Source organism: Dongia mobilis (assembly GCF_004363235.1).
Classification (GTDB): domain Bacteria; phylum Pseudomonadota; class Alphaproteobacteria; order Dongiales; family Dongiaceae; genus Dongia; species Dongia mobilis.
Map to the genome: position 1 here is coordinate 166,819 of NZ_SNYW01000001.1, position 19,454 is coordinate 186,272.

The following is a 19,454-nucleotide window of genomic DNA, read 5'->3' on the forward strand; positions in this document are numbered from 1 at the left end:
CCTCTATAAGCCCGTCATGCCCGGGCTTGTCCCGGGCATCCAGTCGCGCGGCCGGCACTGGATCGCCGGGTCACGCCCGGCGATGACGCGGAAGAATATCACGCCACCGCCGCACGGTTGAGGGCGCGTTCGTCGATCGGCCAATGGATTGCGGCGGCGAAAAGCCCCAAGGCCACGCTGATCCACCAGACGGCGTCGAAACTTCCCGTTGTCTCGAAGAGATAGCCGGCCAGCCAGACGCCGAGGAATGAACCCAGCTGGTGGCTGACGAAGACGATGCCGAACAGCATCGACATGGAGCCCAGCCCGAAGATCTGCGCCACCAGGCCCGAGGTCAGCGGCACGGTGGAGAGCCAGAGCAGGCCCATGACGGCGGAGAAGACGAGGACGCTCGCCGGCGTGATGGGAAGCAGCATGAAGGCGGTGATGGCGACGCAGCGGCCGAGATAGATCATGACCAGCAGGTATTTCTTGCTGTGCCTGCCGCCGAGCACGCCGGCGGTATAGGCGCCCACGATGTTGAAGCCGCCGATCAGCGAGACTGCCCAGGCGCCGATATCAAGGCCGATGCCGCGGGTCTGCACGAAGGCGGGGATATAGGTCTGGATGAAGGTGACCTGGAAGCCGCAGACGAAGAAGCCGAGGATGAGCAGCCAATAGGCGCGCTGGTCGAAGGCCTCGGCGAGGGCGGCGTGCCAGGAAAGCGCGGAAGGTGCCGCGTGGGGTTCTGCCTTGCGGCTTTTGAGCGCGATGGCGAGCGGGATGATGGCAAGGCAGAGCAGCCCGGTCATGATCATCGCTGTCTCCCAGCCGAAGGCTTCGAGCAGCACGGCGCCCAGAGGCGTCAGCAGGAATTGCCCCAGCGAGCCGGAGGCGGTGGCGATGCCGAGTGCCCAGCTGCGCTGCTCGGCCGGTACCAGGCGCGCGAACGCTCCCATCACGATCATGAAGGAGGCCGATGACATGCCAAAGCCGACCAGCACACCCAGGGTCAGATAGAGCTGGATGGCGGATTGCGAGAGTGCGCCCAGGATGACGCCGGCTGCATAGAGGAGGCCGCCGGTGGCGAGCACGCGCGCGGTGCCGTAACGATCGGCCATGGCGCCGGCAAAGGGCTGGCCCAGGCCCCAGAGCAGGGCCTGCAGCGCCATGGCAAAGCCGAAATCGGCCTTGGTGAATTCCCTGGCATCCACCATGGGCAGGAGGAAGAGCCCGAAATCCGAGCGCACGCCGAAGCCGATCAGGCCGATGCCGCAGCCGGCCGCGATGATCCAGAGAATGCGGGTATCCGGTGCGGCCTTCGCCGCCGATTGTGGCGCCATGCGACGTCTCCCAGGCTTCGATAGGGCGGGAGTCTAGCGCGGCTTCTCTCCGCTTGAGCAGAGGCGATGCCGGGAGGGGCTTATGCCCTCACCGCATGTATCGGGACAATCGGGCAGGCGGCGAAGGCCTCACCCCAGCCCGAACTGCGTCACCACCTTGGCGAAATCGTCGGCGAAATTGCCGCCGGTACGGATGATGGCCGTGCCTTGCGGCAGGCGGTTGAAGACGGTCGCGGCCAGATCCTGGCTGGTGAGGACGGCGCCGGGAATCTTCTCTGTGCCCTCGATGGCTTTCAAGGCGCGCAACAGATCGACGCCGTTCAAACCCGTCATCACCTGCGAGGTCAGCACCATGTCGGGGCGGAGGCGGAGCGCCATGGCGAGCGCCTCGACCGGATCGGCAAGGGTGGTGACGCGGAAGCCGCAGGCCTTGATCTGCTGGGCGAGCAGCTTGGCGACCGCGCGCGCCGGCGTCACCAGCAGGATCTCGACATTGCGGATCTCGACATCCTTCTCGGAAAAGCTCTGGTTGATATGCGAAGGCAGCGCGCGGACGATGCTGGCAATCTCCTCGTCGGCGGGCTGCGACTTCCGCTCCAGCATCTCGCCCAGCTTGTCGACGAAGATCTGAAGGTCGTTCTGGCTCCTGTCCTGCCAGTCGGTGAGATCGTCGAGATAGGCGCCGAGGCGGTGCGCGATCATGGAGAGCACGGGATAGCCGAAGCTGCGGCCGGCGCCCTGCAATTCGTGGCCGTGGCGGCGGAATTGCTCGAGCAGGTTCTCGGCCGGGCCCTGGGCGGCGATCTCGTCCAGCAGCCGGTTCATCTCGGCGATGTGCTGGGTCGCCTCGTCGCGGAATTCAAGTTCGTCGCGCTGCGCCAATTCGTCGGCATTGGCGCCGATTACCTTCACCATGGTCCGGACCTTCCCGATCTTCTCAAGCGGATGGCTTGGCCGCGTATCCCCGGCGCAGCCTGCCTCCGTCCGGCGCATGATTCCGCCAAGAATATGAAGAAAGGCTAAATGGACCCGCTCAATGGTGTGGTCCTGGGAAGATAATCGGACGCGCTACAGCCAGCGCTGTTTGACCCGGCGCTAGTAGGCCTTGACCACGAGCACATCCGTCGGCGGCTGGTTGAGGATGTCGGTGGCGACGCTGCCCCAGATCGCCGCCGACATGCCGGTTCGGCCATGGGTGCCGATCACCAGCAGATCGGCGCTGAGGCGCGCGCATTCCTCCGGCAGCAGGCGATGCGGCTCGCCCTCGCGCAGGATCTTGTTGAGCCGCTCCGGGGCGATGCCGCCATCGCGGCCGCGCTTTTCCATCAGATCCATCTCATCCTCGAGGAAGGCGTCGAAGGCGAGGCGCTGGTCGAGCGCCACCTCGGTCGCCGTCTCGGCACTGCCCAGGAAGCCCTTGAAGGGCACGTGATAGGCATGGACCAGGTGATATTGCGCGCTGCCGGCCAGCTTCATCGCCTCGCGCAGGGCGGCGCGGGAATAGACCGAGAAATCGACACCGATCACCACCTGGCCATAGGGTTGCGCCGCCTCGTTCTTCACCAGCAGGATCGGCAGGCGGGTCGATTTGACGATCTGGCCGGCCGTGGTGGCGGCGAAGGAACGCCGCGTCGGCTGGGCCGCCTCGTTATGGATGCCGAGCAGGATGAGATCGGCCTTGATCGCCGCGGCATGGCGCGCGATGTCGGTCTTGGCGTGGCCGGCCAGCACCTCCAGCGTCGCCTTGACGCCGGTTCTCGCCGCCTGGGTCTCCGCTTCCTTCGCCAGTGCCGCGCGCGCCCATTCGATGGAATGCGTCCTGAGTTCGGCCGGCAGATCGGCATCGACCACATAGAGGATCGACATCTCGGCCTTCTGCTGCTGGGCGAGGGCATAGCCGCGCGCGATGGCGCGGTCGGAACGCGGCGACAAATCCGTGGCGACGAGAATCTTCATCCCGTGCAATCCTCCTTCGGGTCGTGGTTATCCGTCAGCTTGTCCCAACCTGTTCTACCGACAGCATGGCGCCCCTGACAGAGGTCACCTTGACGCGGGTGCCCGCGGGCAGGTCCGGTCCTTCGCAGCGCCAGACCGTATCGTCGATCCGGATCTGGCCGCGGCCGTTGACGATCGGCTCGGACAATGTCGCCGTGCGCGCCACCATCTGCTCACCGCGGCGGTTGAGGGTGTTGTCGTCGCTCTGGATCACCAGCTTGTCGCGGAACCGATACCAGGCCAGAACGGAAACGCCGGAAAGCAGGGCGAAGACCAGCACCTGGATTTCCCAGGTCAGGCTCGGCACCACCAGCGCCACGATTCCGGTAAGCAGGGCCGCGCCGCCCAGCCACAGGAAGAAGAAGCCCGGGGTGAGGATTTCGAGGCCCGCCAGCAATGCGGCCAGGATCATCCAGTGCCAGAACTCAAGCTCGAATGGAATGCCGACCTCGCTCATCTCGACCTCTTGCCGTTACGGCTTCTGCCAGGGTCCTGTGCCGGCGGCGCCACCACTGCGATCGCCCAGCGCCGTCTTGGCCAGCTCGGCGATGCCGCCCAGTGCGCCGATCACATTGCTCGCCTCCAGCGGCATCAGGATCACCTTCTGGTTCGGGGCGCCGGCAATGGCCTGCAGGGCCTCGGTATATTTGAGGCCGAGGAAGTAGTTGACCGCCTGCACGCTGCCCTTGGCGATGGATTCCGAGACGACCTCGGTCGCCTTGGCTTCCGCCTGGGCGAGGCGCTCGCGCGCTTCCGCCTCGCGGAAGGCGGCTTCGCGCTCGCCCTCGGCCTGCAGGATCGCGGCCTGCTTCTCGCCCTCGGCCTTGAGGATCGCCGCCTGCCGCAACCCTTCCGCTTCCAGGATGGCGGCGCGCTTGTCTCGCTCGGCCTTCATCTGGCGGGCCATGCTGTCGACCAGGTCCTTCGGCGGGGCGATGTCCTTGATCTCGATACGCGTCACCTTCATGCCCCAGGGCTGGGTCGCGTCGTCGACCACATGGAGGAGCTGCGCGTTGATCTTGTCGCGCTGCGAGAGCAGTTCGTCCAGATCCATCGAGCCCATCACCGTCCGGATATTGGTCATGGTGAGGTTCAGGATCGCGTTCTCGAGATCGTTGACCTCATAGGCGGCCTTGGCCGCCTCCAGCACCTGGTAGAAGACGACGCCGTCGACGCTGACCATGGCGTTGTCCTTGGTGATCACTTCCTGGGTCGGCACGTCGAGCACCGATTCCATCATGTTGATCTTGGCGCCGATGCGGTCGACGAAGGGAATGATGAAGTTGAGGCCCGGGCGCAGCGTGTGGGTGTAGCGGCCGAACCTTTCCACGGTCCATTCGCGTCCCTGCGGCACCGATTTGATCCCCATGAAGACGAGGAGGACCGCCACCACCAGCAGGACGATGACGAAGATCGCAAACGTGCTCAGGCCCATGGTTTCCCCCCAGACAGGACGGCGCGGCGAGATGCCGCTGCCGGTCACCCCAAGAATGTAGGGGGCTTTTGCCGGCTTGCAAGTGAAACTGGCGGGACGGACCTCAGCGCGCCACCGGAATTTTCGCAACCGGCGCAGCGAGCGCCTCGGCCTCCGGTCCGTCCAGGCCGACGCTCTCGATGTCGGCCGATTTCTTCAATGCCTTGTCGGTCGAGATGCGGATCTGGCGCACATCCTCGACGGCCTGGTCGAAATGCTGCTGCAGCTTGCCGACCCTTGTGTCGAGGCGGTCGAGATCCTTGGCGAGCTCGCCCACCTTGGCCTGGATAACATGGGCCTGCTCGCGCATGCGCACGTCCTTCAAAACCGCGCGCATGGTGGTGAGGGTCGCCATCAAGGTGGTGGGCGAGACGATCCAGACGCGCGACCGCCCCGCCTCCTCGACCAGATTCGGGAAATTGGCGTGGAGCTCGGCATAGACCGCTTCCGAGGGCAGGAACATGAGGGCGGAATCGGCGGTTTCGCCCGGCACGATGTATTTCTCCGCAATGGCACGGACATGCAGCTTGATGGCGGTCGAGAACTCGCGCCGCGCCTGATTGATCGCCGCATCATCAGCCGCATCGCGGATCGCGCGATAGGCCTCCAGCGGGAACTTGGCGTCGATGCCGATGGCGCCGGGCGGGTTGGGCAGCCGCAGCAGGCAGTCGACCCGCTTGCCGTCGCCCAGCGCCGCCTGGAACTCGTAATTGGCCGGCGGCAGGGCGTCGCGCACGATGGCGGCGAGCTGCACCTCGCCAAAGGCGCCGCGCGCCTGCTTGTTGGAAAGTATGTCCTGCAGGCTCACCATCCGGGTCGACAATTCGGCGATGTTCTTCTGTGCCGCATCGATCACGGCCAGGCGTTCCTTGAGCTCGCTCAGCGATTGCCCGGCCTCGGTGGCGGAAAGGGCGAGGCGTTCGTGGACCCGGTCCGACAACTGGTTGAGGCGTTGGTCGAGGCGCTGGTCGATGGCGGCCTGGGTGGCGGCCTGGGCGGCGGCGAGCGCCTGGATCTGCCCCGCCAGCTGGTCGATGCGGGGATCGGCGGCCGGCGCCGGTTCCGGCCGGCGGCGCAGCACGACCACCAGGACCAACAGGACAGCCAGCAGGGTGATGCCAATTCCCGCCAGCAGGAGAGGGCTGGATTCCATGGTTTTTTCCTTTGCCAGAGCCGATCCCGGTGCCCGATTAGGCCCGACTCGCCCCGGGGTCAGCTTGACGATAGCCCCCGGAATCCATAGGTAAAGCCCGAAAGCGAGGAGTACCCGACCCGATCATGGCCAAGCTCAATATCCTGACCGCACCCGATCCGCGGCTTGCCAAGAAATCAGACCCGGTCGCCGCGGTGGATGGCGAGGTGCGGCAGCTGATGGACGATATGCTGGAGACCATGTATCTGGCGCCCGGCATCGGCCTGGCCGCGCCACAGGTCGGCGTGCTGAAGCGTGTCATCGTCCTCGACGTAGCGCCGGAGGGCGAGCCGCCGCAACCCCTCAGGATGGCCAATCCCGAACTTGTCTGGGTCTCCGACGACGACGCCAGCTACAACGAAGGCTGCCTCTCGGTGCCGGATCATTATGCCGATGTGGTGCGCCCGGCCGCCTGCCGCGTGCGCTATCTCGACCACAACAACGAGGAACAGGAACTGGCAGCGGACGGCCTGCTCGCCACCTGCGTGCAGCACGAGATCGACCATCTCGACGGCGTGCTCTTCATCGACCACCTGACCTCGCTGAAACGCAACATCATCCTGCGCAAACTGCTGAAGGCGAAGAAGCAGGGCGCCGGCGTGCCGGCCTAGGGCGCGGCGCATGCGCCCCGACTTCCAATGCGCATAGTTTTCATGGGCACGCCGGATTTCGCGGCGACGACCCTCGCGGCACTGATCGCGGCCGGCCATGAGATGGCGGCTGTCTATGCGCAGCCGCCACGCCCGGCGGGTCGCGGGCAGGAATTGCGGAAATCGCCGGTGCAGGTGCTGGCCGAGCAGCACGGCCTGCCCGTTTTGACGCCCGTCTCGCTGAAGGATGAAGCGGCGCAGGCGGCCTTTGCCGCACACCGCGCGGACGTGGCTGTGGTTGCCGCCTATGGCTTGCTGCTGCCGCAGGCCATCCTGGATGCACCCAGATTCGGCTGTCTCAACATCCATGCCTCGCTGCTGCCGCGCTGGCGCGGGGCGGCGCCGATCCAGCGGGCGATCCTGGCCGGCGATGCCACCACCGGCATCACCGTCATGCAGATGGCAGCCGGGCTCGATACCGGCCCGATCCTCGCCAGCGAGACACTCAAGATCGGCCACGAGATGACGGCCGGCGCGCTGCACGATGCGCTGGCGGAGATGGGCGCGCGGCTCATCGTCGAAACCCTGCCGCGGCTGCCCTTCGAGGCCGTTCCGCAGCCGGCGGAGGGTGTCACCTATGCCGCCAAGATCTCGCCGGCCGAGGCGCGGCTTGACTGGTCGCAATCGGCGACATTGCTGGAGCGGGCCGTGCGCGCCTTCGCGCCGCATCCCGGCGCCTGGTGCCAGCTGCCCGACGGCGAGCGGCTCAAGGTCCTGAAGGCCGAGATCGTGCCGGGCCAGGCGGTGCCGGGAACCATCCTCGACGATCAATTGACCGTCGCCTGCGGCGCCGGCGCGCTCCGCCTGACGCTGGTGCAAAGGGCCGGCAAGAAACCCATGACGGCGCCGGATTTCCTGCGCGGGGTGAAACTGGCCAGGGGTACCCAGCTGTCATGACCCGCTTCCGCCTTGGCATCGAATATGACGGCGGCCCCTTCGTCGGCTGGCAACGCCAGGAGAACGGCCCTTCCATCCAGCAATGCCTGGAGGAGGCGGTTGCGGCGACGGTGCAGGAGGAAACCCATGTCTATGGCGCGGGGCGCACCGATGCCGGCGTACATGCGATCGGCCAGGTGGCCCATGTCGACATCCTGAAGGAGATCGCCCCAGCACGGCTGATGGCCGCACTCAATTTCCATCTGAAGCCGAACCCGATCGCGGTCACCGATTGTGCTGTGGCGGCGGATGATTTTCATGCTCGCTTCTCGGCCACCGGCCGTGCCTATCTCTATCGCATCGCCAACCGGCGCGCGCCGCCGGTGCTGGAGCGCGGCCATGTCTGGTGGGTGCCGGCCGAGCTTGATGCCGCTGCCATGCACGAGGCGGCCCAGCGCCTGGTCGGCCGCCACGATTTTTCGACCTTCCGCGCCGCTCTCTGCCAGGCGCAATCGCCGGTGAAATCGCTCGACCGCCTCGACGTCAACCGGGTCGGCGAGGAGATCCAGGTGATCGCCGAGGCGCGCTCCTTTCTGCATCACCAGGTGCGCAACATGGTGGGGACGCTGCGCCTCGCCGGCGAGGGCAAATGGTCGGCGGATGACGTGACGGCGGCCCTCGCCGCCCGCGACCGTGCCGCCGGCGGCCCGACGGCACCGCCCGACGGCCTCTATCTCACCAGGGTGGTCTATTAGGCCGAGAGCGCCTGCTTCGCGCCTGCCAGGAAACGGCCGGCGATCAGATTGTCGACCCAGTCATGGGCGATCATCGCGGCTTCCCTTGCGGTGAAGGTGCTGGCATCCAGGCAATGTTCCAGCCACAGCCCGTCGAGGAGGGCGGTGAAGGCCAGGCTGGCGACACGCGCATCCACCTTCAGCTTCCGCTCGACGGCCAGTTCCCGAATCAGTTCCTCCAGGCGGCGGCGATAGCCGGCATAGACCTTGCCGTGGATGGCGTGGATCTCGGGATCGGTGCGGGTCAGGCTCCAGAAGGTCAGCCAGACGCCCAGCAGATCGGTATCCAGCATCGGCTCGGAAAAGCTCGAATCGACGAAGGCGCGCAACTGCGCCTCCGGCGTCTGCTCGGCGGCGGCGAGCGATGCGCGCAGCGCCCGGTCGACCTCCTTGCCGGTCCAGCGATACGTTTCGGCGATGAGGTCATGCATGCCGGCGAAATGGTGCCGCACCAGGCCAGGCGAGACCCCCGCCTCGGCCGCCACCACGCGGACGGTGGTGCCTTCCATGCCATGCCGGGCCAGTGACCGTGCGGTCGCCTCGATCAATTGCTTGCGCCGCGCCTCCGGCAGGTCGCGGGTGAATTTCGGTGCCTTGTCAGTCAACGGTGTCAATCCCGGCCTCGGTTTTCGGTGGCTCGATCTTCAGTGAATCGCCTTCATCCATACATGAATAAATAATACTTGTGTATTATACAATCGTAAAATAATGATCGCACCGACATTTTTTCCACGGGATTGCCGCCATGACGCATATGACCCATGCCGCCCCCCAGCAGGGCGGGATCGAGATCGCCTTCGGCGACGGCACCAGCCATGTCTTCACCCATGACTGGCTGCGCGATCATTGCACCTGTGCAAGCTGCCATCACCCGGAAACGCGCCAACGCCTGGTGGATACCTTCGCCCTTCCTGCCGGCCTCCAGGCGAGCGCGATCGAACTTGGCGCCGGCGGCGACAGGCTCGGCATCACCTGGTCGGACGGCCATGAGAGCAGCTTCATGGCGCGCGAGCTTGCGGCGACCCTGTCGCCGGTCTGCCACCCGACCAGCGACATCACCACCTGGAACGAGGCCGAGATCTCGGCCGATTTTCCGCAGGTGTCGTTTGACGCGATGATGCAAGGAGATGGCGGACTGGAAGCCTGTCTCGATCGGCTGGAACGTTTCGGCTTCTGTTTCGTCGAGGGCACGCCGGCGACCCCGGAGGGCACGCAGGCTGTTGCCACCCGCATCGCCTATATCCGCGAGACCATCTTCGGTGGTTATTGGGATTTCACCGCCAACCTGCAGCACAAGGACACGGCCTATACCTCGCTTGCCATCGGCCCGCATACCGACGGCACCTATGCCTTCGACGCGCCGGGCTATCAGATGCTGCATGTCCTCGCCTTCGAGGGTGAGGGCGGCGAGAACGTGTTCGTCGACGGCTTCCGCATCGCCGAGATCATGCGCCGCGACACGCCCGAACTTTATCGCGTGCTGACCGAGGTCGAGGTGCCGGGCCAGTATATCGATCTTGACCGCGGCATCCATCTGATGGCCCGCCGGCCGCTCTTCCGCCTCGATTCCGCCGGCCGCCTCGTGCAGGTCAGCTTCAACAACCATGACCGGGCACCCTTCGCGCTCGAGCCCCGCCGCCAGGCACTTTTCTCGGCGGCCTACGCGACCTTCGCCCGCCACGCCAATGACCCAGCCCTGCAATACCGCCGCCGTCTGGCGCCGGGCTCGCTGGCCCTCTTCGACAATTGGCGCCTGCTCCACGCCCGGGATGCCTATAGCGGCGTGCGCCGCCTCGCCGGCGCCTATCTCAACAAGGAAGACGTAGAGAGCCGGCTGCGCGTGCTGCGTGCGCGGCGGCTTGAGATGGCGGCGGCGTAACCTCGTCGGGACAGAAAACGACACCGGCTTCCGGGAATGTCGCCCTGCGCCTAGATCGGCATCGCCTGATAGAGCTGGGACATCAGCAGCACGAACAGGCTTTCGCCGAGAATGTAATCGAACAGCGTCAGCAGGATTGCGCCGAGATAGCCGATACCCAGAAGGACCCGAAAGGCAAAGGCTTCCAGGACCAGCGAGGCGATTACCAGGAAAAGAATCGCGAAACCGGCGATCCCGCTGGCGTCGAAGGCGGCATAGAGAATACGCAGCGGCAATATGAGGCCGACCAGGATGGCGCCGAACCAGTTGTAGAAGGTAATGGTCCCGATGGCCTGGCCTTCACGCCCGAGCAGCCGGCCGATCAGGATCAGCAGCAGCGGGAACATGATCCAGCCCAGCGCATAATAGGTGAGGGTGGCGAAGACGAGGCGGATGCTTTCCAGTTCCGGTCGCAGGGTCTTGCCGTAGAACAACAAGACCAGGAAGCAGGGAAAGACCGGCAGCATCAGGCCGAAGGAGCGGAGCGCGCCGCGCGGCGAGCGGTCGAACCAGGCGGCAAAGCCGGGATCGAAGCGGATGAGGCGCTTGATGCCCTGGATGGCGGCCAGCGCCTCGGTCCAGCTAGGCATCGAAATACCGGTCGAGCACCCGCTCGTAGATGCGGGCCAGCGTCTCGATATCGGCGACCGGCACCCGCTCATCCACCTTGTGCATGGTCGAACCGGCCAGGCCGAATTCGATCACCGGGCAGAAATCCTTGATGAAGCGCGCATCCGACGTGCCGCCGGTGGTGGAAAGCTCGGGCGTCAGGCCGGTTTCCGCCTCGACCGCCGCCACCAGGATCTCGGACAAGGGGCCAGGCGGTGTCAAAAAGGATTCGCCCGAGCATTCGCAGGCAAGGCTGTAGCGCCCGCCGGCTGCGTCGAGGCGGCGGCGGATCTCGGCCTCGAGGCTTGCCGCCGTGTGGAGATCGTTGAAGCGCGCGTTGAAGACGGCTTTTGCCTCGCCCGGAATCACGTTGGTGGCCGGATTGCCGACATCGACGGTGACGAATTGCAATGTCGTCGCCGGGAAATGCGCCGAGCCCTGGTCGAGCGGTTCGGTGAGGGCGGCGATCATCCGGGCGAGGTGATGAATCGGGTTGTCGGCCAGATGCGGATAGGCGGAATGGCCCTGCACGCCATGCACGACGAGGCGCCCGGTGAAGCTGCCACGCCGGCCGATCTTCGCCATCTCGCCGAGGCGCGTCGGGTTGGTGGGCTCGCCGACAATGCAGGCATCGAGCCTTTCACCCTTTTCCTTGAGCCAGTCCAGCACCGGCTTGGTGCCGTTGACCGCCGGGCCTTCCTCGTCGCCAGTGATGAGGAGCGAGATGGCGCCGGCGAATTTGCCGCCGCGCTTCTCGATGAATCGTGCTGCAGCAGCAGCGAAGGCGGCGATGGCGCTCTTCATGTCGGCCGCCCCGCGGCCAAAGAGCTCGCCGCCGATCACCTCGGCCGCGAAGGGGTCGGTTTTCCAGGCATCGCTCGGTCCCGGCGGCACCACGTCGGTATGGCCGGCGAAGCAGAAATTGCGCCCCGGCCGGTCGCCCGCGACCCTGGCATAGAGATTCTCGATCCGCTCGGTCCCCGGTGCGGCGAAGCTCAGGCGGTGTGCCTCGAAACCATAGGGCTTCAGGGCCGTCTCCAGCACGCCGATGGCGCCTGCGTCCTGCGGCGTCACCGACGGACGGCGGATGAGGGTGCGGGCGAGGTCGACCGGATCGAGGGGCATGGGCTCAATCGCGCAGCAGATCGTTGATCGAGGTCTTGGCGCGGGTCTTCTCGTCGACGCGCTTGATGATGACGGCGCAATAGAGGCTGGGACCCGGCGAGCCGTCGGGCAGCGGCTTGCCCGGCAATGCCCCAGGCACAACGACCGAATAGGCCGGCACGCGGCCCATATGCACCTCGCCGGTGACGCGATCGACGATCTTGGTCGAGGCGCCGATGAAGACACCCATCGAGACGACCGAGCCGGTCTCGACCACGACGCCTTCGACGATCTCGGAACGGGCACCGATGAAGCAATCATCCTCGATGATGACGGGGCCCGCCTGCAAAGGTTCGAGCACACCTCCCAGGCCGACGCCGCCCGAGATATGGCAGTTCTTGCCGACCTGGGCGCAAGAGCCGACAGTGACCCAGGTATCGACCATGGTGCCGCTATCCACATAGGCCCCGACATTGATGAAGCTCGGCATCACGACAACGCTGGGCGCCACATAGGCGCTCTGGCGCACGACACAGCCCGGCACGGCGCGGAAGCCGGCGGCCTTGAACTGGCTCTCGCCCCAGCCGGCGAATTTGGAGGGCACCTTGTCGAACCAGGCGGCGTCACCGCCCGGGAAGCCGCCGCCACCCGGTACCACATAGGAATCATTGAGACGGAAGGAGAGCAGCACCGCCTTTTTCAGATACTGGTACACATGCCATTTGCCGTCGATCTTCTCGGCGACTCGGGCACGGCCGGCGTCAAGATCGGCCAGGGCCTGGGTGACGGCGTCGCGCACCTCGCCCCTGGTGCCGGCGTTGATCGCGGCGCGGTTTTCCCAGGCGGCGTCGATGACGCTGGCGAGGTTGCTCATCTTCTATCTCTCCACTGTCTTCGTCTGGTTGTCGGATGCGGCCAGCCAGGCGGCCAGGAACTGGGCCAGGTTAGCGGTACTGTGATGGATGCAAGCGGATTGGGATCCGGCATCGGCGCTGTCATCAAGGCCGGCGAAGGCATCGCCCTCCTCGACCAGCACGGTGGTCATGCCGAGATTGTGTGCCGGCACCAGGTTCCGCGGCATGTCGTCGATCATCACGGCGCGGCTGGGCTCGATGCGGAAGGTCTCGCAGAGGCGGCGATAAACGCCGATATCGGGCTTGGGTACGAAATCCGAGGCGACGATGTCGAAGATTCCGTCGAAATGGCCGGCATCGACGCCGACCCTGGCCAGCACCCGCTCGACATGCGGCACGGAGCCGTTGGTGAAGATCACCTTGCGGCCGGGCAGGGCGGCGATGGCGCGGTCGAGCGCCGGGTCGGGGGCGACCCCGGAGAGGTCGATGTCGTGGACGAAATCGAGGAAGGCGTTGGGGTCGATCCCGTCATTGATCATCAGGCCGCGCAGGGTGGTCATGTGCTCACGGAAGTATCTTTTCTGGAGGGCCAGCGCCCCAGCCTCGTCGAGCCCGAGATGGCTGCGAATGAATTCCCGGATTTTCACCTGGACCTGATCGAACAACCGGCAGGTGCCAGGATAAAGGGTGTTGTCGAGGTCGAAAATCCAGGTACCGACCCTTTCTGGTTCCCGCCCGGCAGACGCAGCCGGTACGGCCATGGCGCCCCGGAAGGCAAGGCGGTGATCGGGGCGATCCGGCATTGCTTGCGGCGTTGCTGCTGCTTGGCCCGGATTTGGATCGTCTGGTATCGGCATGAACTGGTCCGGTGAGTGGCCCGCCCGGTTGAGCGCCGCCGGCGGGCGCGGCGACCTTATGGCCTTGCCCGGCCCGGTGGCAAGGGGTTGCTTAATAAGGCATTAAGGGTGGCCGGGGCAGTCTTGCTTCATGGCGCCCAAGAATCCGTCACATATGGCCGATCGACCTGCTGCGGGCGCGGAGCCTGCCGACGCGGGGGAAATGCGGGCTGCCGCCATCAGGCTGCTGGCGGCGGACGGTCCGCTGGCGCGGGACCTGAGCCCTGCCATGCTGCTGGCGCCGGACCGGACGGAACTTGCGGCCAATGCGGCAGCCGCTGCCCTGCGGCCGCTTCTTCGCCATCCGCCGATGGAACTCGCCGCCGCCTTCGCCGCCGCGCAGGAGGGCGCGGTCCAGCGCCTGGCCGCCCTCGAAGCACCGCCAACCGACGCACAATCGCGGCCAATCAGCTTCGATCTTACCCTGCTCCCCTGCGGCAATGCCGTGCTGGTCCTGGCGCGCGATGTCAGCCTGGAGCGTGCCCTGCGCGGCGCCCTCATCGATTCCCGGCAGCGCCTCAAGGATCTGGTCGACCGGGCCGCCGATTTCACCTGGGAGGTGGATGCCGAGGGTCGGTTCAGCTTCGTTTCCGGGCAAAGGCCGCTCGGTTTTGCCGCGGCCGATCTCATCGGGCGCAAGCCGTCCGACCTTGCCATCTCGAGCGATTCCGACGCGGCCTTTGCCGGGGTGGGACCGCATGCCGGCGCGGAGATCTGGCTGAAGGGTGCCGGCGACATTCCGGTCTGCCTGCTGGTCCAGGGCCAGGCGCTGGAAGCGGGTGACGGTTCGTTCCGCGGCGCCCGCGGCCTTGCCCGGGACGTGACCGAGCAGAAGGCGCGCGAGGCGGATCTGGCGGAGGCCCGGCACCGCGAGCGCTTGGTGCTGCATCTAATGCGCTCGCTCCGGCGCAACATCGACCCCGATTCGGCCCTGGCGGCGGCGCTGGAAACCGCCATCCAGGCCGTTGGTGCGGATCTCGGCAGCGTCCACCGGCTGGACGGCGGCGTCATCGGTGCCTGCCTCGCCGGCACCGCCGATGCCGATGATGCCGTTCTATCCCCGACCGCAATCGAATCCGACAACGGCCTTGCCATGGGCCATGCCGGCCACCGCCATGGCATCGCCTTCGTCTGCCGCCACGAAGGGCGCCCGGTCGGGCTGCTCGTCTTGTGGCGCCAGGACGGGCGCGGGCCCTGGGCGGCCGATGACATCTTCCTGCTCTCCGAACTGGCCGAGCAGGTGGCGGTGCTGATCGAGCAGCTGAAGGGTCACGAGGCGCTGCGCCAGCTTTCCACCACCGACGCGCTCACCGGCCTGCTCAACCGACGCGGCTTCGAGACCGTGCTGGCCCGCGCCGTGACGCGGGCGCGGCTCGACGGCCAGGGCGGCGCCCTCATGTATGTCGATCTCGACAACTTCAAGCAGGTGAACGATCGCTTCGGCCATGCCCAGGGTGATGCGGCACTGGTCGCCACCGCCGACATCCTGCGCGAGAATCTGCGCACGCGTGATCCGATCGGGCGCCTTGGTGGCGACGAATTCGTGGCCTGGCTGGACGGCGTCGGTCCCGAGGAGGCGAAGTCGAAGGCCCAGGAATTGCAGCGGGCGGCGGCGGATCTGGCACGGTTCGCGCCGGGCACCGACCGGCCGCTCGGCTTTTCGATCGGCATCGCGCTGATGCGTCCGGCGGCCCAGGACGGGGTCGACGATCTCGAGCGGCTGATGGCACGTGCGGACGAGGCGATGTATCGCATCAAGCATGGCGGCAAGGGCGGTTTCGTACTGGTGGAGTGATGGAATACGAAGAGGCGAAAAGGCTGGCAGCCGCCGGCAGCGAACGCGACCGCAGCAGCTTGGCTGCCCGGTCCGACATGCGCCCGGAGATTCTCTATTTCCTGGCCGAGGACAAGTCGAATGCCGTGCGGCGCGCCATCGCCGGCAATGCAGCGACGCCGCGCCAGGCCGATCTCAGGCTGGCGCGCGATGCGGATGAAGGCGTGCGCGAATTGCTGGCGGTGAAGATCGGCCAATTGGCCCCCGATCTGCCGCAGGAAACCAGGTCGCAGGTTCGCGATCTTACCATCCAGGTGCTGGAAACCCTGGCCCGCGACCAGGCGGTGAAGGTGCGCCGCATCGTCGCCGAGGCGCTGAAGGACCTCACCGACGCGCCACCGCACATCATCCAGGAACTGGCCCGCGACCTCGAGATCCGGGTGGCCGGGCCGGTGCTGCAGTATTCGCCGATTCTGAGCGATTCCGATCTGCTGGAGATCATCAGCAGCGGGCCGATCAGGGGTGCCCTCTCGGCCATTGCCAGGCGCGCCCAGATCGGCGAGCGACTGGCCGATGCCATCATCGCCGCCGCGATCGAGGCACCGGAGGAGAGCGAGACCATCACGGCGCTGCTCAACAACCGCAATACCGCCATACGCGAGGAGACGCTGGACATCATCCTCGACAAGGCGCCGGCGGTCGAGGAATGGCAGGAACCGCTGGTGAAACGCCCGCTGCTGCCGATGAATGCCATCAGGCGGCTCGCCGATTTCGTCTCCTCCTCGCTGTTCGATTTGCTGCAGGCACGGCCGGATCTCGACAGGGCGACGGCCAAGGCGGTCGCCAAGGCGGTGAAGAAACGCCTTGCCGCGGAATCGAGGGAGCGCGATGCCGCCAGGAACGACGCTCCGCCGCCGCCCGGCGATGCCGAGGCGATGTCGGCGGCGATCGCGGGCGGCAAGCAGGAACAGGTGGCGGCGGCTCTCGCCCGCGATGCCATCCTCAATCCCGCCATTGTCCGGAAAATCCTGACCTCGATGAGTGCCAAGGCGGTGACGGCGCTGGCCTGGAAAGCCGGGCTCACCATGCGCCAGGCCCTGCAGTTGCAGTTGAAGATCGCCGGCATCGCGCCGCATCAGGTCCTGAACCCGCGCGGCGGCACCGACTACCCGCTGAGCGAGCGCGAGATGGAATGGCAGCTGGAGCTTTTCACCGGTTGACAGAAGGCGCCGTTACAGCCGGTTGAGGCGGCGGAAAGCACGCCAGCTCTTGAGCGGATGTTTCAGCTTGCGCAGAGCCCGCGTCACCGGCAGGTGGATGCGGGTATCTTCCAGCTCCAGGCCGATGCGTCGCATGCGACCATCGCGCGCCTCGCGCACCACCAGCTCGATCTCGTTGAATTTGACGCGGTCGCCGGCGACGACATGGTCGCCCATCGCGTCATGCAGTACATCGCCGATGCGGCGCCCCCTGGCGCCGGGTCCGAGATCGATTCCGTACATGAGGGCGAGGTCGTCGGCCGGCGTGTCGGCATCGAAGACGAACTCGCCGAAGCCGGCGAGACCGCCGGAATCCTTGCCGCGCTCGGCGAAATGCTGGTGCAGGCCGGCGATCTCGGTCGGCGGGGCGATGGCGATGACGTAATCATCTATGCCGGGCCGGGTGGCGCGGAAATCGGGCAGCGGGGTCGATTCGCGGATGACGCTGACAATGTCGACCTGGGGCGGCAATTGCAGGTCGCCATAGGTGTGGTTGAGCGCCCGCGCGCCTTCCATGACGCGGAAGCCGGCCAGTTCGCGCGTCGCGCCATGGCCGAGGCTGATGTCCAGTTCATGCCCGTGCGGCGCCGAGGCCGGCACTTCGAGGCCGAGAAAGCGCGCCGCCCGGCTGATCGTCCAGCCCTGCACCAGCAGCGAAGTGAGGACCGCCACGAAGGCGACGTTGAAATAAACTTGCGCGTTTTCGAGCCCGGCCAGGATCGGGATCGAGGCGAGGAAAATCGGAACGGCACCGCGCAGGCCGACCCAGGCGACGAAGCCACGCTCGCGCCAGTTGAAGCGGAACGGCAGCAGACAGAGAAGGACGGCGCCGGGCCGGGCCACCAGGATGAGGCCGGCCGAGAGGATGAGCGCGCCCAGCAGGTTCGAGACCAGGTCGGACGGCGTCACCAGCAGGCCCAGCATCAGGAACATGGCGATCTGGGCCAGCCAGGCGAGGCCGTCGAGAAAGCGCGTGATGACCTGCTGCGCCCGGTAGGGGGCGCGGGCCAGCATCACGCCGGCGACATAGACGGCCAGGAAGCCGCTGGCATTGAGGGCGTTCGTGCCGGCAAAGATAAGAAGCGCGCCGGCGGTGGCCAGCACCGGATAGAGGCCGGCGCTCAGGTTGAGACGCTCCAGCAGCCAGCGCAGCGCATAGCCGCCACCGGCGCCGAGTGCGCCGCCGCCCAATAGCTGGATCAGGAAGATCCACGCGACATCCCAGCCGTTCATGCTGGCGCCGGCCTGGATCAAGGCGACCGCCATCAGGGTCAGGAACACGGCCATCGGGTCGTTCATGCCTGATTCCAGCTCCAGCGTGCCGCCGACGCGGGCATTCACCGCGACGCCCTGGCCATGCAGCAGCATGAAAACGGCGGCGGCATCGGTCGAGGCCAGGATGGCGCCCATCAGGACGCCTTCCAGCGGCGTCATGCCAAATACCAGAACGGCGATGCCGGCGGTGCAAAGCGCCGTCAGCACGACGCCGATCGTGGCCAGGGTCAGGCTGGGCCAGAAGACCAGGCGCACCACCTCGCGCGGCGTGCGCAGGCCGCCCTCGAACAGGATGATGGCAAGGGCGATGGAGCCCACCGCATAGGTGGCGCCGTAGGAATCGAAGCTGAGCCCGAGCAGGCCATCCTCGCCAGCCAGCATGCCGAGCAACAGGAAGACCAGCAGCAGCGGCGCTCCCAGGCGCGACGACAATTGCCCGAGCAGGATGCTGATCACGGCAAGCACTGCGCCGATCAGAATGATGTGGTTGATCAGTGCCAAATCCCGGAATTCTCCTTCGTCGCTGTCCGAAACAGGTGATGGCGGCATGATTCGCGCCATCACCCAGCAATATAGTCATGGAGGTTACGTCGCGGCAAAGGTGGATCGCGCGATGTACCGTCGCGGCACTGTTTGCTAGGCTAGCGACATGAAGGGAGCGCTGTTGAAACATTTGCGTCTTGGCTGCCTGCTTGCCGCGACACTGGCGTGGTTGCCTGGGGCCGGCCCGGGCGACGTCCTCGCCCATGAGGTGCCGCCGGTCCGTCTGGTCTTTGCCGACAAGCTGCCGCCGCTTTCATTCGTCGAGGACGGGCTCACGCGCGGCATCCTGATCGACATCGCCAGCGATATTTTCATCAAGGATGTTGGTGTAGCCGTCGAAATAGAACTCTATCCCTGGGAACGGGCTCAACAACTGGTGCGCCAGGGCGAGGCCGATGGCTTCATCACGATCTCGACCCCGGCGCGGCGGGAATATGCCGATTGCGGCGTGCTGCCGGTGCTGCGGGCGCCGCTGCATCCGCTGGTCCGTCGGGACCATCCCGCGCGCCGGCAAATGGAACTGGCGGGATCGCTGGCGGAACTCGGCGGTTTCAGCTTCGTCAGCTATCGGGGCAATGGCTGGGCAAAGGAGAACCTGCTGGAGCCCGGTTTCGATGTCTATTTCGCGGCCGATTACGTGGCCCATCTCAAGGGACTGGCGCAGGGCAGGGGCGATCTCGCGCTGGTGACGACGACGTCGGGCGCCTATTACCTGCGCGAACTGGGCCTCGCCGAGGCCCTCGTCATGCTGCCCCCGGTGATCGACACCTTCGAATATGTGCTTTGCCTCGGCAAGGCATCGCCGCATCGCGACAGGCTGGCCGATTTCGAGGCCGCACTCGGCCGCAAGCGCAGCGGCAACGATTATTTTGCCGTCCTTGAAGCCTACGGGCTGACGCCCAGCACGCCCTATTGAGCG

Annotated in this window: 19 protein-coding genes; 7 read left to right on the forward strand and 12 right to left on the reverse strand. The window is 66.2% G+C overall.

Annotated features, from left to right (window positions below; translation table 11 throughout):
- Nucleotides 1-98 precede the first annotated feature (98 nt).
- The 6 genes from A8950_RS00790 to A8950_RS00815 all read right to left on the reverse strand — a co-directional run bounded on the left by A8950_RS00790 (nucleotide 99) and on the right by A8950_RS00815 (nucleotide 5,944).
- On the reverse strand, nucleotides 99-1,322 hold the full coding sequence (locus A8950_RS00790; protein ID WP_133611574.1) for an MFS transporter: 1,224 nt from the start codon (nucleotides 1,320-1,322) through the stop codon (nucleotides 99-101).
- Between the two features lie 129 nt (nucleotides 1,323-1,451).
- Entirely contained in the window at nucleotides 1,452-2,237 is a 786-nt protein-coding gene (locus A8950_RS00795; RefSeq protein WP_166644925.1) for an Hpt domain-containing protein, read from the reverse strand.
- 180 nt (nucleotides 2,238-2,417) lie between these two features.
- A complete protein-coding gene (locus A8950_RS00800; protein ID WP_133611576.1) occupies nucleotides 2,418-3,278 on the reverse strand; it encodes a universal stress protein in 861 nt (286 codons plus the stop codon).
- Nucleotides 3,279-3,312: 34 nt separating this feature from the next.
- Nucleotides 3,313-3,774, reverse strand: a complete 462-nt coding sequence (locus A8950_RS00805; protein WP_133611577.1) for an NfeD family protein — start codon at nucleotides 3,772-3,774, stop codon at nucleotides 3,313-3,315.
- 15 nt (nucleotides 3,775-3,789) lie between these two features.
- Nucleotides 3,790-4,752: an SPFH domain-containing protein gene (locus tag A8950_RS00810; RefSeq protein WP_208109687.1), complete on the reverse strand. Its 963-nt coding sequence runs from the start codon at nucleotides 4,750-4,752 to the stop codon at nucleotides 3,790-3,792.
- 103 nt (nucleotides 4,753-4,855) lie between these two features.
- A complete protein-coding gene (locus tag A8950_RS00815; protein WP_133611578.1) occupies nucleotides 4,856-5,944 on the reverse strand; it encodes a DNA recombination protein RmuC in 1,089 nt (362 codons plus the stop codon).
- A 125-nt stretch (nucleotides 5,945-6,069) separates the two neighbouring features.
- On the opposite strand from A8950_RS00815, the gene def reads away from it, so the two are divergent.
- The 3 genes from def to truA are packed head-to-tail and all read left to right on the forward strand — an operon-like array spanning nucleotide 6,070 to nucleotide 8,264.
- Nucleotides 6,070-6,594: a peptide deformylase gene (gene def / locus A8950_RS00820; RefSeq protein WP_133611579.1), complete on the forward strand. Its 525-nt coding sequence runs from the start codon at nucleotides 6,070-6,072 to the stop codon at nucleotides 6,592-6,594.
- 27 nt (nucleotides 6,595-6,621) lie between these two features.
- Entirely contained in the window at nucleotides 6,622-7,530 is a 909-nt protein-coding gene (gene fmt / locus A8950_RS00825) for a methionyl-tRNA formyltransferase (protein WP_133611580.1), read from the forward strand.
- Entirely contained in the window at nucleotides 7,527-8,264 is a 738-nt protein-coding gene (gene truA, locus A8950_RS00830) for a tRNA pseudouridine(38-40) synthase TruA (protein ID WP_133611581.1), read from the forward strand. Before fmt ends, truA begins: the two co-directional genes overlap by 4 nt.
- Here the strand turns inward: truA and betI are convergent.
- Nucleotides 8,261-8,908 (reverse strand): transcriptional regulator BetI, encoded by a 648-nt coding sequence (gene betI, locus A8950_RS00835; RefSeq protein WP_133611582.1) that lies wholly within the window; start codon nucleotides 8,906-8,908, stop codon nucleotides 8,261-8,263. The two genes, truA and betI, sit on opposite strands and share 4 nt — an antisense overlap.
- A gap of 140 nt (nucleotides 8,909-9,048) precedes the next feature.
- Between betI and A8950_RS00840 the strand changes: the two genes are divergently transcribed.
- Entirely contained in the window at nucleotides 9,049-10,182 is a 1,134-nt protein-coding gene (locus A8950_RS00840; RefSeq protein WP_133611583.1) for a trimethyllysine dioxygenase, read from the forward strand.
- 50 nt (nucleotides 10,183-10,232) lie between these two features.
- On the opposite strand, the gene A8950_RS00845 is transcribed toward A8950_RS00840, so the two are convergent.
- Genes A8950_RS00845 through A8950_RS00860 form a run of 4 tightly spaced genes read right to left on the reverse strand, consistent with a single transcriptional unit; the run spans nucleotide 10,233 to nucleotide 13,591 of the window.
- A complete protein-coding gene (locus A8950_RS00845; RefSeq protein WP_133611584.1) occupies nucleotides 10,233-10,811 on the reverse strand; it encodes a hypothetical protein in 579 nt (192 codons plus the stop codon).
- Nucleotides 10,804-11,955, reverse strand: coding sequence for a succinyl-diaminopimelate desuccinylase (gene dapE / locus A8950_RS00850; RefSeq protein ID WP_133611585.1), 1,152 nt, complete (start codon nucleotides 11,953-11,955; stop codon nucleotides 10,804-10,806). The genes A8950_RS00845 and dapE overlap by 8 nt, the downstream gene beginning before the upstream one ends.
- A gap of 4 nt (nucleotides 11,956-11,959) precedes the next feature.
- Nucleotides 11,960-12,808 (reverse strand): 2,3,4,5-tetrahydropyridine-2,6-dicarboxylate N-succinyltransferase, encoded by an 849-nt coding sequence (gene dapD, locus A8950_RS00855; protein ID WP_133611586.1) that lies wholly within the window; start codon nucleotides 12,806-12,808, stop codon nucleotides 11,960-11,962.
- A 3-nt stretch (nucleotides 12,809-12,811) separates the two neighbouring features.
- The gene (locus tag A8950_RS00860; RefSeq protein WP_243735483.1) at nucleotides 12,812-13,591 is read right to left on the reverse strand and encodes a pyrimidine 5'-nucleotidase; all 780 of its coding nucleotides are present in this window, start codon (nucleotides 13,589-13,591) and stop codon (nucleotides 12,812-12,814) included.
- A gap of 256 nt (nucleotides 13,592-13,847) precedes the next feature.
- Here A8950_RS00860 and A8950_RS00865 point away from each other — a divergent pair, with 256 nt between their 5' ends.
- Nucleotides 13,848-15,479 (forward strand): sensor domain-containing diguanylate cyclase, encoded by a 1,632-nt coding sequence (locus A8950_RS00865; RefSeq protein ID WP_133611587.1) that lies wholly within the window; start codon nucleotides 13,848-13,850, stop codon nucleotides 15,477-15,479.
- The gene (locus A8950_RS00870) at nucleotides 15,479-16,678 is read left to right on the forward strand and encodes a DUF2336 domain-containing protein (RefSeq protein ID WP_133611588.1); all 1,200 of its coding nucleotides are present in this window, start codon (nucleotides 15,479-15,481) and stop codon (nucleotides 16,676-16,678) included. The genes A8950_RS00865 and A8950_RS00870 overlap by 1 nt, the downstream gene beginning before the upstream one ends.
- A 12-nt stretch (nucleotides 16,679-16,690) precedes the next feature.
- Here the strand turns inward: A8950_RS00870 and A8950_RS00875 are convergent, their stop codons facing one another.
- A complete protein-coding gene (locus A8950_RS00875) occupies nucleotides 16,691-18,493 on the reverse strand; it encodes a potassium/proton antiporter (RefSeq protein ID WP_166644926.1) in 1,803 nt (600 codons plus the stop codon).
- A 163-nt stretch (nucleotides 18,494-18,656) separates the two neighbouring features.
- On the opposite strand from A8950_RS00875, the gene A8950_RS00880 reads away from it, so the two are divergent.
- The gene (locus tag A8950_RS00880; RefSeq protein ID WP_166644927.1) at nucleotides 18,657-19,451 is read left to right on the forward strand and encodes a substrate-binding periplasmic protein; all 795 of its coding nucleotides are present in this window, start codon (nucleotides 18,657-18,659) and stop codon (nucleotides 19,449-19,451) included.
- Nucleotides 19,452-19,454: the final 3 nt, after the last annotated feature.